At 31.1% G+C, this 14,932-nt stretch carries 13 protein-coding genes and 1 pseudogene; all 14 read left to right on the plus strand.

The features are described from left to right. Positions 1–404: 404 nt before the first annotated feature. Positions 405–527: pseudogene (locus tag CA_RS20440) on the plus strand (hypothetical protein); the annotation flags it as partial. Between the two features lie 201 nt (positions 528–728). Then, positions 729–1,319, plus strand: a complete 591-nt coding sequence (locus CA_RS00320) for a DUF1062 domain-containing protein (RefSeq protein ID WP_010963383.1) — start codon at positions 729–731, stop codon at positions 1,317–1,319. A 306-nt stretch (positions 1,320–1,625) separates the two neighbouring features. Next, entirely contained in the window at positions 1,626–2,060 is a 435-nt protein-coding gene (locus CA_RS00325) for a hypothetical protein (protein ID WP_014518801.1), read from the plus strand. Continuing rightward, positions 2,057–2,938: a SwmB domain-containing protein gene (locus CA_RS00330; RefSeq protein WP_010963385.1), complete on the plus strand. Its 882-nt coding sequence runs from the start codon at positions 2,057–2,059 to the stop codon at positions 2,936–2,938. Before CA_RS00325 ends, CA_RS00330 begins: the two co-directional genes overlap by 4 nt. 21 nt (positions 2,939–2,959) lie before the next feature. After that, entirely contained in the window at positions 2,960–3,292 is a 333-nt protein-coding gene (locus CA_RS00335) for a hypothetical protein (RefSeq protein WP_010963386.1), read from the plus strand. A gap of 20 nt (positions 3,293–3,312) precedes the next feature. Continuing rightward, positions 3,313–3,585 (plus strand): hypothetical protein, encoded by a 273-nt coding sequence (locus CA_RS00340; protein ID WP_010963387.1) that lies wholly within the window; start codon positions 3,313–3,315, stop codon positions 3,583–3,585. A gap of 153 nt (positions 3,586–3,738) precedes the next feature. Beyond that, complete coding sequence (locus CA_RS00345) at positions 3,739–4,347, plus strand: hypothetical protein (RefSeq protein WP_010963388.1); 609 nt, start codon at positions 3,739–3,741, stop codon at positions 4,345–4,347. 63 nt (positions 4,348–4,410) lie between these two features. Then, complete coding sequence (locus CA_RS00350; protein ID WP_010963389.1) at positions 4,411–6,894, plus strand: phage tail protein; 2,484 nt, start codon at positions 4,411–4,413, stop codon at positions 6,892–6,894. A gap of 2 nt (positions 6,895–6,896) precedes the next feature. Continuing rightward, entirely contained in the window at positions 6,897–7,592 is a 696-nt protein-coding gene (locus CA_RS00355; protein WP_010963390.1) for a distal tail protein Dit, read from the plus strand. After that, on the plus strand, positions 7,593–12,530 hold the full coding sequence (locus CA_RS00360; protein ID WP_010963391.1) for a phage tail spike protein: 4,938 nt from the start codon (positions 7,593–7,595) through the stop codon (positions 12,528–12,530). A gap of 14 nt (positions 12,531–12,544) precedes the next feature. Then, a complete protein-coding gene (locus CA_RS00365) occupies positions 12,545–12,811 on the plus strand; it encodes a hypothetical protein (protein ID WP_010963392.1) in 267 nt (88 codons plus the stop codon). A 142-nt stretch (positions 12,812–12,953) separates the two neighbouring features. Further along, positions 12,954–13,334: a phage holin, LLH family gene (locus CA_RS00370; protein WP_010963393.1), complete on the plus strand. Its 381-nt coding sequence runs from the start codon at positions 12,954–12,956 to the stop codon at positions 13,332–13,334. A gap of 122 nt (positions 13,335–13,456) precedes the next feature. Then, positions 13,457–14,230 carry an ABC transporter ATP-binding protein gene (locus tag CA_RS00375; protein ID WP_010963394.1) on the plus strand — a complete coding sequence of 258 codons (774 nt, stop codon included), beginning with the start codon at positions 13,457–13,459 and terminating at the stop codon, positions 14,228–14,230. Between the two features lie 3 nt (positions 14,231–14,233). Then, positions 14,234–14,932 (plus strand): FtsX-like permease family protein, encoded by a 699-nt coding sequence (locus CA_RS00380; protein WP_010963395.1) that lies wholly within the window; start codon positions 14,234–14,236, stop codon positions 14,930–14,932.

Here is a 14,932-nt window from a genome sequence, read left to right on the forward strand (position 1 = left end):
TAATTATACATTAATTAATTTTAGTGGGAAAGATAGTCAGAAAAACACATATCTTTAGGATAAGATGCTTTATCATTGACAAGAAAATAGGTGAATGTTATAATTTTACAAAAACATATAATAGGAGGAATAAAAGCTCATGCTAAATCCAATCTTTATGACTGCATAGCAAAGGCTGTTGCAGTAGAAAGTTAAAATCTAAATATAGCCTTTGCTATTCCTAATAAAAATAAAGTTTTTAGGAGAGTAAAATGAGCTATAAAAAAGCAATTAATATAATACCGGATTATCTGCTTGAGAAGGTGCAGGAATATGTAGATGGTGAGTTTATCTACATTCCAAGAAAAGCAGAAAATAAAAAGAAATGGTGAGAAAGAACCTCTACCTGTGATGAATTAAAAAAACGAAATGATCAGATTTATGATGATTATCTTACAGGTTACAGTAAAGAGAGCTTAGCAAAGAAATATTTTTTATCCTTGAAAAGTATACAAAGGATAATAAGAGAACAGAAAAATAGTGATTAATATTATATATGAGTCAATACAGTTTTATTACTGCATTGGCTCATTTTTAGTTATTAAATATATGTAAGGTTTAGTTTTATGTACTTAGATGATACTATTTGAATATAAAATATTTACTTAGGGGGTAATATGATGAAAAATATTTGTGACAATCCACCTGTTATTTTTCCTATTAGATTTTAATAGGAAGGAGTAATTTTTATGAAAAGGATAGACTGGAATATACAGTATCTATCTTTGCCACCTGTGATTAAGCATTGTAAGAAGTGTGGTAAAAAAACAGAATTCATTTGTTCTGGTATGTTTCGAATAAATGCTCAACGTAAATACCTAGATGTATGGTTAATATATAAATGTTCAAATTGTAATTCTACTTGGAATATGACTATATATACACGTGTTAAGCCTAAAAGTATTGAGCCTAAATTATTAGAGGCATTCCATAACAACGATAAAGAGCTTGCTGAGAGATATGCTGTTAATTTGGAGTTAATACGTAAAAATGGAGTGGAACTTGGATACACAAAGTATAAGATAATAGGGGAAGATATTAACTTCCGTATTCCTGTAGAATTGCATATAAAAAGTACTTATCCATCTCAGCTTAAGGTAGCTGCTTTGATTAGGGAAAAGCTAAATTTGTCTCAAAGTTCATTTGAAAGCCTCATAACTAAAGGCTTAATTCGAGGGGATACTGAGATTAATCTGAAGAAATGCAGGCTAAGAACGGAAGTTATAGTGATTATTGATAGTTTAGATTGGAGTGAAGTGGCATTTGCTTTAGCGTTGTAGATTAAGGACTTAGGGCAATTAGATACCTTAAAAATAAAAGAATTATATAAGGTTTTTACTATGTAATTCTAATATATAGACGAGACAATTATAAGAAAACATGTGCTACAATTACATCATAGAAAAATATTTAAACGCGTGAGAATATTTTAAATTAGCTTTGTTTTAAGTGAGTATAGAAATTAATACTTATTTAAAACGAAGCTTTTATTTTACAAAAAATTATTTTGGTTATATAGAAAAGAAACTTAAATAACTAAAAAATTGAAAGGAGGTGATATAAATAAAATGTTGGAGTTATACAAAGTGATATATGAAATTGTTAGTCCAATTGTTGATTCATATTATGAGCATTATCCAGGAGGAAAAGAAAAAGTGTATCCCTATGCAGAAATTAGTTTCCCTAAGGTTAAGGCTAATAATGAGTACAGTAGTCTTAATGAGCTGTATATAGATATTTGGGATAACAAAAGTGAAAAGATAGAGGAAATTGAAAACATTACAGATAAACTAGTACAGGCTATTATGAATGGTTTAAATACTAGGATAATAAAGACAGATAATATGTTTATTCAAATAAATAAGGATAAGACATATAGATTGGATCTTACAGACACTGATGCAAACATTATATACAAGGATACAACAAATAGGTTGGAGCTTCAAGATATTGATGAAATCACTCAGCGTCGAGAACTTAGATTTTTAATTAAAGTATATGAGAGGAAGGATATAAAATGATAAATACAAATAATATTAATACAAATGGATTTACAAATAAAACAATGGAGCACTTATTAATTGATTCAGGAGCAATTTATAAAAACTTTGGATTACCAGATCAAGCTTTAGTTGGAGCTACTTCAGGTGGAAATGAGTTTGATGTAAAAACAAAAATGAGACAAATAAAGGTTGATGGAGTAAAGGCTGCAAATGCTAAAGGATTAGAGTTAGTGGACAGCGTAACAACAACTTTAAAATGTACATTTATAGAAATGACAGAGGAAATTTTAGCATCAGCACTTACAGCAAATATAGATAGAACAGCAGATGATAATTATGATGTTATAAGCGGAAAAATTCAAATAGATGATTCTGATTATATAAAGAATTTAGCTTTAGTTGGAACACTTTCAGGAAGCTCAAAGCCAATAATAATTTTAATTGAAAATGCGTTATGTTTAGATGGTTTGCAGCTTAAAACACAGGATAGTAAGGATAATACAGTAGCAGTTACATTTACAGCACATGCAGATCCAGCAAATCCTGATGCATTACCATACAAAATTTATTACCCTAAGATTACAAGTGATGCATTTACCTTAAGTAGTGCAGCAGTAAGTTCAGGAAATATAGTTCTTACAATGAGCGATATAGTAAATGAAACATTATATAAAGATGGTTTTACAGTAACAGTTGCGGATAAGGCAGATGCTATTACAGCAATCAAAAAAGGAAATGATGCAAAAACAATAGAAATAACATTAACAACAGCACCAACAAGTGGTCAAAGTGTTACAATTTCATATGCAAAACCAGCAGATACAAGCAAGCAGGTTAAATCTGAAAATGGTGTAGTACTAGAGGATGTTGCAGTTACAAATGTAATAAATAACTAATATAAGTTAGGGGGAAAAAGTATGAGAAATTTAAAAACAAGTGATTTATTTAGCTTAAGCAGAATTTTAAAGAAGATGAATATAAAAGATGAATTGAAGAGACTTGCAGCAAATATTACAGGTACGCCTAAAGAAAGAAAGAAAGCAGAGAAAGAGCTTGAAATAGATATGATTATGCTCTTTATAGAGAATATTTCAAATGCAGAGCAGGAAACCTACAAATTTCTTGCAGATTTAAGTGGTAAAACGCCACAAGAGATTAGTGAACAAGCACCAAAAGAAACAATAAGTATGATAAAGGAAGTATTCTCTAAGGAAGGGTTTAATGATTTTTTATCCTTAGCCTCCAAGTAGATGAGGCGGACTTCCTAGATGTGCTCTTAAGTAGGTATAATCCATTTGTAATGGAATTAGATATGTTACTAGGAATTAAACTTATTGAAAAGGCATATGAAAAGCAGTTAGATGAAAAGCTATTTGAAATGTGGAATTTAAACAGGTTATTTATGACGGAAAAGAACTTTGAAACCTTTGAGGAGTTTAGAGATAAAGCTATTCAAACTAAGGAATCAACAAGAGAAGTAAAGCATGAGAAGGAAGATATAATAAATAAAGCTGAGAGGATTATAGCTGCTTGGAAAAGGTGAATGCCAATATTTGGAGTTAAGTGCTGTAGAGTTTGATAGAGGAAGTTAGAAAAAATAATATATAGATATTTGATAAAAATGAAAAATAATCTATCTTGCCAAACCTTGTTAAAAGTTGTATATTTAAAACAAACTTTGTACGGGAGGTTTGGTATGGGTTATATTATTATTGCGTTAGTAATTGCAATAGCTCTTATAGCAGTTCTTAAATGGAAGGCGTTAATAGTTATTGGTGCAATCTTCATCATAGGATATTTCTTACCAGATAATAGTAAAAGTAGTGCTGAAGATGAAAAACTAGAAAAAATAATGATTCCTAAAGGGTTAAGAAAAATAGAGTATTATGGAGGATACAAAACAGAGCTTAGTAGTAAGCTATTTTTTGAAAATAGAAGCAACGGTATTTGTCTTTATGATAAAGAAAATAATTTCAAAGTACTTATTTTAAAAAGAAATATATTAAACTTTTCTATAAGTGGCGAATATCATAGAGATACAATAGTTTCAGGTGGAGAAATTAGAGGTGGAGGTTCGTCTATTGGAGGGGCGATAATAGGAGAACTTCTAGATGGTAATACAGGAGCAATAATAGGTAGTAGAAAGAAGACTACTTCGACGCCAATAAAAACAGAGGTAAAGACTACAGATTCAAGAAAAATAATATTGAAATTTAAAGAGGATGAACAGGAAAGAGGTATGATTTTGGATAAAAGCATATGGGATGATTTATGTTTCTTGTGTCCAGAAAAGAAAATTAAATAGACATATAAAAAGAGCTTGTACGAGCTCTTTTTTGTTTATAAAATGTCAGAGAGGAGGGACAATATGGGGTTATTAAGTAGTGTGTTGTTAGAAGATACAGCTGTTTCAACAATGATAAGTAAGCTTGATAAAGGTTTTGAGAAAATTATAGATAACGTATTAAATCTTAGAAATCAGCTGATTGAAGGAATAGGTTTAAAAAATATTTTGAACGATGTAATTGAAGGTGATAATGCACTTTCACAAATGAATTCTATACTAAAAAACACTGGAGAGGCTAGTGGAATGACTAAAAGACAGCTTATGGAGCTGGCAGAAGGTGAAGGAAGAATAACAGCTTTTAGTGAAAATACTAATATTGCTACAGAAAATCTATTGCTGACATTTAGCAATATAGGCAAAAGTGTTTTTCCACAAGCACTTAAAAGTGTAAATGATATGTCTCAAGCACTAGGTAAGGATACCAAAACTTCAGCACTTGAACTTGGTAAGGCTTTGAATAATCCAATTGAAGGAATAAGTGAACTAGAAAGTGTAGGAGTGAAATTTACAGCTTCTCAAAAAGATCAGATAAGTTCTATGCAGCAAGCGGGAAATATAGCAGGAGCACAAAATATAATTTTAAAACAATTGGAGAAACAATATGGTGGAAGCGCCGAAGCTGCTGGAAATACATTTTCAGGGCAATTAAAAATATTAAAGAATAATTTGGTAAGTGTTAACAGTGAGATGTTAAATGGGATGATGAAAACTCTAACCAATTTTTTAAAGCAAGTTAATAGTCTTGTTTTAAGTATGGGAAAAATAACACCAGCAACTCAAAAAGCAGCAGTGGCTTTTGCGTTAATAGCAGTGGGGATTAAACCTACCTTAGATGGGATGAATAAATTTTTAGCTTTAGCGGTTAAAAATAAAAACGAAATGAAAGCTCTTATAATAAGCTACAAGAACGGTGAAACAGCAATACAGAAATTTGCAAATTCAATTAAAATACTAGGTGGTAAGGTTGGAAATTCAAGTGGAATAAAAAAACTTCAATCGGCAATTGAAAGTTTGCAAATAATATCACTGTATGCAATGGATAAAATCAATCTTAAGGTTAAAAATGCAGCATCTGCTATAAGAAAAAGTATGAATGGTGTGTTCGATAAACTTCCAGAAGGACTAAGCAAAAATATTAAAAAGGTTAACAGTGATTTAAAAATTAGTATGTCTGGTATTACAGGTACAATGAGTAAAGTCACATCTAAAATGGGCAATATGAGTAAAAAGATTATATCACCATTAGCTAATATTAGTAAGAAATTTGTATCTAATATTGTTGGCATTAGTAAAAAAGTCACACCTGTATTTAAGCTTTTAGGTAAAAAAATGACTTCAGGTTTAACAGGATTGGTTAAATTAGGACTAAAAGCAGTGGGACCCGCAGCATTATTGGCAGCAGTACTTGTTGGCTTAGGTGTGCTTCAAATGCAGTCTGGCAAAAAGTTGGATTCTATTTCAAAACAACTAATAGCAAAAGGGCCGAAGATGATACAACAGTTTACTGCAAAATTAATTGCACAATTACCACAAATCATGGCGGCAGGTACAACTTTATTAAACAATTTTATAAAAGTTCTTACAGCAAATGCGCCAGCTTTAATACATGCAGCAGCTTCAATTATAACAGCTTTAGTTAATGGGTTAGCGGTGAATCTTCCTAAGATATTACCAGGAGTAATAAAACTTATTCAGACTATTTTGCAATCGATTATTCAAAATCTACCTACAATTATCATGGCAGGACTTAGGATAATCTTAGCATTAGTACAAGGAATCACTAATAATCTTCCACAGATAATTAACTCAATTATACAAGTGACAATCACAATGATTAACACACTTTCACAGCATCTTCCACAAATTATTGAAATGGGACTTAAAATACTTGTGGCAATTGTACAAGGAATAGTTAAGGCTATACCTCAATTAATAGCAGCAATTCCGCAAATAATTAGTGCTATATGGAATGCTATTAAGAATGTAAGTTGGCTTCAATTAGGAAGTGAAATTATAAACGGTATCATTGGCGGTATTAAATCAGCAGGAGAAAATTTATTTAACAGCCTTAAGGATTTAGCTGGTAAAGCTCTAAATGTTGCAAAAAATGTGCTTGGAATACATTCACCAAGCAGAGTATTTAAAGAAGAAGTAGGTTTGTTTATTCCTGCTGGAGTCGCTGAAGGAGTTGAAGAAAACACAGGTGGAGTAGTAAATTCCTTAAATGGTATGGCAAGCAAGATGGTAACAAGCATTGGAAAGAATAAAAGCAATATAGTCGATGCAGCAAAAGGACTTGTTAATATGAATTTTTCTACTATGGGAAGAATGAATCTAGCAGTAGCTGGTAATACATCAAATCCTTTTTCAACCGGTGGTGATAAGTACAATGCTTTATTACATGTTGAAAATCTTAGTATTGCAAATGATTATGATATTGAAGCTTTGGCTAATAAACTTAACTTTTATATGCAGAAAAGTAAAGCAGCAAAAGGAGGGAGATAGTTATGTTTTCTTTTAATTTTTTAGGTAAAGATAGTTATAAAGATTTTGGAGTATATGTTGAAGAAAGACCATCAATGCCTCTGCCTGAGAGAAATGTAACACTTACAGAGGTTCCAGGACTTAACGGAAGTTTGGTGGAGGATGATGGAACTTATAAGGATATTGTCGTATCTGTGAAATGTAATGTTATAGATGATAATCTCCCTAATATACTAGATAAAATAAGAGCTTGGTTAAGTAGTGGTATGGGAGATTTAATATTTTCAAATCAGCCTGATAAGAAATATGAGGGAAGAGTTATAGAGCAGATAGATATTTCCCAGGAAACTGAAATTTTGGGAAGCTTCCAGGTGAATTTTCAATGTAAGCCATTTAAGTATGAGGTGAATCCACAAATAATAACACTTATATCGAAGGGGAGTATAAGTAATTTAGGAAGCTTTGAGGCTAATCCAATAATTAAAGTATATGGAACTGGAAATATAACATTAAATATAAATGATAATACAGTAACTTTAACTAATGTTGTGGATTATATAACTATAGATTCTAAGCTTATGGATTGTTATAAAGACACTGCTTTGTGCAATAATCAGATGGGTGGGGAATTCCCTAAGTTGAAGCTTGGTGAAAATACCCTAGATTGGATAGGTAATGTTGATAAATTGGAAGTAACACCTAATTGGAGGTGGATTTAATTGATTTGTTTATATGATGGAAAGACAGCATTAAAAGAAGAAAATTTTAAGAATAATGGACTTGTGGTTTTAAGCGACTGCAAGTCTTGTTTTATAGAGGAAAAATTAAATGATAGCTACGAGTTAACTCTTGAGTATCCAATAGATGATAGAGGTAAGTGGCAGTATCTTGTAGAAAAAAATATTATAAAAGCCGATGGACAGCTATTTAGGATTTATCATAAAGAAAAAAATTTAGAAGGTGTAACTGTAAATGCAAGACACATATTTTATGATCTTCTAGATAATTTTATTGAAGAGGTAAGTATAGTAAATACAACCGGTGTTGGAGCTGTAGATTTAATACTTAATAATACTCAATTTCCACATCCCTTTAAAGTAACGGGTGATGTTTCTTCAAATGCATCAGCTAGTTATGTAAGAAAAAATGTTGTTGAAGCAATAATGTCTAGTGATAGTTCAGATGGAGACGGCTCAGGAAGTATTCTTAGTAATTATGGTGGAGAATTAGAAAGAGATAATTTTATCATTAAGTATTTAAACAATAGAGGGGAAGATAGAGGGGTAACTGTACGGTATGGCAAAAATATTGTGGGTATAGAGGAAACCTTGGACATGGATGATGTGGTTACTAGGATTATGCCATTGGGAAAAGATGATTTGCTACTTTTAGAAAAGTATGTAGATTCACCGCTTATAAATAATTATCATAATCCTATCGTACGTGAAGTTGAATTCTCAGATATAGATGATGAAGCTAAATTAAAGGAAGCAGCTGAGGCATATATTCAAACCGTAGATAAACCAACAATTAATTACACAGTTGACTTTATTGAGCTTACTAAAACAGAAGAGTATAAAAATTATAAAGTACTTGAAAGTGTATACATGGGAGATACAGTAACTGTAAAACATTCAAGGCTTGGCATTGATTTAAAGGCTGAGGTTATAAGGATAAAAAAGAATGTTTTAACTAATAGGATAGAAGAGGTTGAACTTGGAGATTTTAAAAAGACCTTATCAGATATGTTTGGTGATTTAAGTAATTCAATTAGTGATACCCAATCTATGATAAATAAAGTTAATGACGATGTAACAATTCAACTTGATAGTAAGATAGAAAGCTATTATCAGGATAAGGATCCTAAGATTTGGAGTACTGAAAGCAATTTAGCACACAATGGTGATATGTGGTATAAAACAGATACAAAACAGTTGTATAGATTTAATGGTTCTACAGGAAATTGGGATGAAATAAAAAGCCAGAATGCTATAGATGCATATGAAAAGGCTTCAAAGGCTCAAGATATAGCAGATTCTAAAAGAAGAGTTTTTGTAGCTCAGCCAAATCCGCCTTATGATCAAGGTGATTTATGGTCTCAAGGAAAAGAAGGGGATATTTTAATATGTATAAATTCTAAACTCTCCGGAGCGACGTATGATGCTTCGGATTGGGAGCTAGCAAGTAGGTATACTGATGATACAAAATTAGTAGAATTTATGAATGGTGTTTATAAAACGGATAAAGCTAATATGCAGGCTCAATTGGATGGTGTAATTGACACTTGGTTTTATAAAGGGGAGCCTAGTTTAGCTAATGAACCTTCAAGTGCTTGGAAAGATGACAATACAAAAAATAATCATTTAGGGGATCTATATTATGATATTGATACAGGATATGCTTACAGGTTTGCGTTAGTAGACAAAGAATATCAATGGCTTAAAATCACTGATATTGATGTAACAGAAGCGCTAAGTAAAGCACAAAAGGCTGGAGATACAGCAGATTCTAAAAGAAGAGTTTTTGTAGCGCAACCAATACCTCCTTATGATATTGGAGATTTGTGGTGCCAAGGGGATACAGGAGAAATTCTAACCTGTCAAAGAAGTAAAGCGCCTGGAACCTCATATGCTGAGGGGGATTTTCAGAAGCTTAATAAATATACTGATGATAGCTACGCTAAGAATATACAGGTTGGTGGAAGAAATTTATTAAGAAATACTAGTAACTTTAAGGACACAAATTATTGGTTTTTAGAAACAGGAACTAATCAAAAAACAGTTTTAAAAATTGTAAATGATGATGTTTATGGTTCTGTAATTTATATTGATAAGCAGAATGATGTTTCCTGGAGTGTAATTCGTAATATATTTTATTCTTACTATACTCAGTTATTTGATACAGACAAGGAGTATACTTTGTCATTTATGGGTAAATCAACTGAAAACAAAGAGTTATTAGTTGCATTTGTAAATGGGGATGGTACTAATTGGTGTCTTGAGGAACAAGAGTTTCAACTATCAGATAAGTGGACAAAGTTTACTGTTACGTTTAAACCAAAGGAAAAAGGAGATCAACCCTGTTTGTATATTATCACCGATATTGGTGAACTTTGGTTAACTAATTTTAAGTTAGAAGTAGGAAACAAAGCAACTGACTGGACGCCAGCGCCGGAAGATACTCAAAGTCAAATAGATAAAACTCAAAAAGATGTGGATAATGCATTAAGTACAGCAAATAATGCAAGTATAAATGCTACAAATGCAATAAATGCCATAGATAATATGTCACAGGATAACAAGTTATCGCCAATTGAAAAACAGAATTTAAACCAAACTTGGTTTGCTATACAGTCAGAAAAAAGTTATATTGATGCTCAAGCAGATCATTATGAGATAGATAAAGCTAATTACGATAATAGTTATGCTGCACTAGAAATGTATGTAACTCCACTAATATCAGATATTACGGTTACTTCCGATATTGATAGCAATACATTTAAAAGTAATTTTATAAGTTATTATAATGCTAAAAATGAATTGTTACAGTTAATAGTTAAGAAAGTAAAAGAAAATTTAGATGAGTTGGAAAATAACGGTGTAAATTTGATTGTAGGATCAACTGATAACTTACACACGTACCCAAGTGGGCTTATAGGTGTAAAGCAATCAGATAATTTTTGGAGATTAGGACTAAATTCAACGGATGAAATATTACAAGATAAGACTACAAACATAATTGAAGGAAAACAGTATACAGAAAGTTTCTTATTCAAAACTGATGGGATATTTAATAGCTTCAGCATAACCTTTTTTACTAATAATGGACATCATCCAATTCAAGCAAGTATACAAGATAGAGGAAATGGAGTTTTTAAAGCATATGCAACTTATACAACACAGGTTGGAGATCAATATATAAGGGCTCTTGATATTAATAATATAAATATTACTAATGGCACATATATAGATATACTGAATCCAAAACTAGAAAAAGGCAACAAAGCAACCGACTGGACACCAGCTCCAGAAGATACTCAAAAGAAAATCGATGATAATTATAATGACTATAAAAATTTTATAAATACAATCTACAACAATGATAAATCAGCAATGCAAAAGTCCATAGAAGATGCTACAACTACGATAAATTCAGCACTAGGAGGATACGTTCTAAAACGTAATAGTGAGCTACTTATTATGGATAATAATGATGTAAATGCAGCTCAGAAAATATGGAGATGGAATGTAAATGGATTGGGGTATAGTTCTACAGGATACAATGGACCATATGCCACAGCTATTACGAAAGATGGGAAGATTAATGCCGATTTTGTAACTACAGGAACGTTAGATGCTAACGTAATTAAGACTGGTGTTTTATCAAGCCAAGATGATTCTCTTAAGTTTGATTTAACTGGAGGAAGTATGAAAACTTCTGATAATCAAGGGAACTATACAACAATATCTGCTGGAGGAATAAAACACCATAGCACATTAAAGGGTATAAGGTATATAAGAGCTTATGGTAGTGGAAGTACTTCAAATACAGGTACTATGGAATGGGTAAATATTGCTGCATACAATGCGGCGGGAACAAATGTAGCATATCAAAAAGATACTAGTTATACAGGAACAAGATTAAGTTCAGATGATGAATACAATGTTGTTCTTGACAGAGAGGATGAGAGCTATAACTTTGGAGTAGCTACAGATGGTTCTAATCAGTATTTTCAAGTGGATTTGGGAGTAATTGAAGAGGTAAATAATATAAATGTAAAGCACATATGGGATGATTCTAGAGTGTATAGAAGTAGTATTGCAGTTAGCCAAGATGGTAATAGTTGGACAAATATATTTGATAGTGAAGCTAAAACACATAGGAATATAAGGTATATAAGAGATTGGCTCAATGGTTCTAATATAGATAATACTAACGATTGGGTTGAAATACAAGCTATCAATTCATCTGGTCAAAATGTGGCTCAAGGGAAAAATGCTTGGGGATCAATGGGAAGCAATTTAACTTCATTAACAGATGGAAATCTTGATAAAGATTCTGCAAAGGTACATTCTTCTGGGTTATCTTATGTGATTGTGGATTTAGGGCAAAATTACAATGATATTCAAACCCTTAAAATTTTTCATTTTTATGGTGATAGAACCTATCATGGAACAAGAACAGAAGTTTCGGAAGATGGCGTTACATGGTATTCTGCTTGGTCAAGTGCTTTAGATGGTGGGGAATATTTTGAGGCTAGTAGTGGGCATTCAATAGATATTACTAGTGTGTGGAATAGATATGCAGAAACAAATACAGGAATGAATTTTAGTGTGCCTGAATTACCAGTAGTAAATAATAATTCAGAATACCATTATTTATTATACAGCGGGAAAGTTGTGTTGTCAGACAAGGTGCCTCTTGCGATAATACATTTACCAGCAGAGTTTGTAGGGAAAAATTACAGTGTAAATGTAAATCCTGCAAATATAGTTAATTACTCGGATGGATTTATGCTTAAGAGTTTTTGTTGTTTTGTATCAGAACAGCATGATGATTGGTTTGGCATAAATGGAAGCTGCTTTGTTTGTCATGAGAGTAATTGGAATGAACCTATATTAATAAATTTGGAAGTTAATTATACAGTAGTAGCGTGATTGGAGGAATGTACATGGCTACGATAAAAGAAAATGAAGATAATATGACCATATTTTATTCTAAAAGTTCAGGTGAAATTATAAGTTTAGCGACAGGAATACAAGACATGAATTTCTTTGGTAAATTTAAAGATGACATGTCTCAGATAACAGATTTTACAATAAAGCCAAAGGATAATTTGGTTATCCAAAACCATACTAGTTTCATAATTGATGTAAATACAAAAGAAATAATGATGAAGCAGCAGCAAAATAATTATAAAGTAGTTTCTAGTAGTTAGAGTATAAATTTCAAGTGTGAAAGAATTGCAGAAAAATAACAATAAATTAAGGTTTTGATGAAAAGAGTTTTTTAAATGTTAAGGTAATAGGACTATGGCAAACCATGGTTCTTTTTTTATATTAAAATTGGAGGAGATAGAGATGGATATAAGTGTAAATGAAATTATTGCGTATATTTTTTATATTGTTATTATTAGTATTGGTGGATATATAGCTAAACAATATAAAGCACATAGTAAACAGCTTATAGAGCTTAAGGAAATAGAAGAAAAAAAAGCACAGAAGCTTTTGGGAGAACAAAATTATGAAAAGGCAAGACAAATTGTAGTGGATGGTGTTTATAGGACAGAGCAGTTAGCCAAAGAAATGGTGGAAGAAAAGTGGAATTCTTTAGATAAGCAGAATAAAACTCTTCAGTATGTGAGTGAACAGTTACAGAAGGTAGGTATTCAAATTTCACAGGAGGATATTTGCAATATAATAAAAGCTACGGTAGGACATATGAACATTAATAATCACTAAAAATAGCAGGATGAATATTTTTCATTCTGCTATTTTGTATTAAGGTAACAGAATTAATTAAGGCACAAGGAAATGTTATAATAGGTATTGAAATATTTATAAGATTAAAGAGGATTTAGGATATGAATGTATTAGAAATAAAAAATGTATATAAGAAATATGCTTCAAACAAAAAAATCAATACTATGGTGTTAAAAAATATAAACTTAAGTATAAAAGACAATGAGTTTGTAGGAATTATGGGAAGCTCAGGAAGTGGCAAAACCACCTTATTGAATGTAGCATCAGGAATAGATAAATGCGATGAAGGAGAAATAAGTATTTGGAATAATAATATATGTAAAATGAAGAAGAACGAATTGTCCTTGTTCAGAAGAAATAATATCGGTATGGTGTTTCAAGATTTCAATCTCCTAAACAGCTTAACTGTAAAAGAAAATATTATGGTTCCCTTAATTTTAGATAAGAAATATGAAATTATGGATGGAAATACGGTGATGGAGCTTGCAAAAAGGTTTGATATGGGAGAGATAATGGACAAATATCCTTATGAAATATCAGGTGGACAAAAGCAAAGAGCAGCTATTTGTAGAGCTATTGTAAATAACCCCAAAATAATATTTGCTGATGAGCCAACAGGTAATCTTGATTCAAGATCATCTAAAAAGGTTCTATCGTACTTTGAAGTTATGAATAGTGAATACAACGCAAGTATACTAATGGTAACACATGATGCCTATTCTGCAAGTTACTGTGATAGAGTAGTGTTTCTTAAGGATGGTTCAATAATTAAGGAAATTAGAAAGCAGGGGGATAAGACTAAGTTTTTTAGCTGTATTATGAAAACTCTTGAGGATTTGAATACTGTCAAAGAAAGTTTAAGGGAGGAAAAATAGAATATGACCTTTAGTGAAATTGCATATAAAATGTTTAAAAAAGATGCTAAAAAATATAGACTATTTATATTATGCAATGTGGCAGCAATTGCTGTTTTATATAGTTTTATATCAATAGTTTTAAATAAGCAGTTCATGAATTCTTCCATAGTTGATCCGATGATATCAAGCAATATATATGCTCCAACTTTCTTCATAGTAATGTTTGCAGGTATGTTTATTCCATATTCCCAAAGTGTATTTATGAAGGCAAGGCAAAAGGATTATGGCATTTTGTTATCAATAGGTATGACAGAAAACGAGGTTAGAAAAAGCGTCATAATAGAAAATTTAGTACTGCATGCAGTTTCATTAGTAGCTGGTCTAATGTTTGGAACAATTTTATCATTATTTTTTTTAGGTTTTATACATAGTATAATAGGAATTTCTAATATTAATGTTACTGTTTCTGTAGTGTCATATGAAATGGTAACTGTATGTGAATTAATATTATTTATTATTTCTTTAATTGTTAACTGTTATAGTATGGTTAAAAGTACTATATACGCAAAGATAAAGCATACTGAAAAAACTGAAAGTACAGGACGTTATAGTATTAAATTTATTTTTATAGGGCTAGTTATAACAATTGCAGGACTTATTCTAGTTGCTTTTTTTTATGAAAATAATGACAATATTGGTCTAATGGGTTTATTAATTTGA

Source organism: Clostridium acetobutylicum ATCC 824, assembly GCF_000008765.1.
GTDB classification, from domain to species: domain Bacteria; phylum Bacillota; class Clostridia; order Clostridiales; family Clostridiaceae; genus Clostridium_S; species Clostridium_S acetobutylicum.

Excerpts from the sequence above, each read along its gene's own strand:
- CA_RS00330 (WP_010963385.1), top strand. The coding sequence starts at position 2,057 with ATGATAAATACAAATAATATTAATACAAATGGATTTACAAATAAAACA.
- CA_RS00320 (WP_010963383.1), top strand. The coding sequence starts at position 729 with ATGAAAAGGATAGACTGGAATATACAGTATCTATCTTTGCCACCTGTG.
- CA_RS00345 (WP_010963388.1), top strand. The coding sequence starts at position 3,739 with ATGGGTTATATTATTATTGCGTTAGTAATTGCAATAGCTCTTATAGCA.
- CA_RS00375 (WP_010963394.1), top strand. The coding sequence starts at position 13,457 with ATGAATGTATTAGAAATAAAAAATGTATATAAGAAATATGCTTCAAAC.
- CA_RS00370 (WP_010963393.1), top strand. The coding sequence starts at position 12,954 with ATGGATATAAGTGTAAATGAAATTATTGCGTATATTTTTTATATTGTT.
- CA_RS00355 (WP_010963390.1), top strand. The coding sequence starts at position 6,897 with ATGTTTTCTTTTAATTTTTTAGGTAAAGATAGTTATAAAGATTTTGGA.
- CA_RS00380 (WP_010963395.1), top strand. The coding sequence starts at position 14,234 with ATGACCTTTAGTGAAATTGCATATAAAATGTTTAAAAAAGATGCTAAA.
- CA_RS00350 (WP_010963389.1), top strand. The coding sequence starts at position 4,411 with ATGGGGTTATTAAGTAGTGTGTTGTTAGAAGATACAGCTGTTTCAACA.
- CA_RS00335 (WP_010963386.1), top strand. The coding sequence starts at position 2,960 with ATGAGAAATTTAAAAACAAGTGATTTATTTAGCTTAAGCAGAATTTTA.
- CA_RS00365 (WP_010963392.1), top strand. The coding sequence starts at position 12,545 with ATGGCTACGATAAAAGAAAATGAAGATAATATGACCATATTTTATTCT.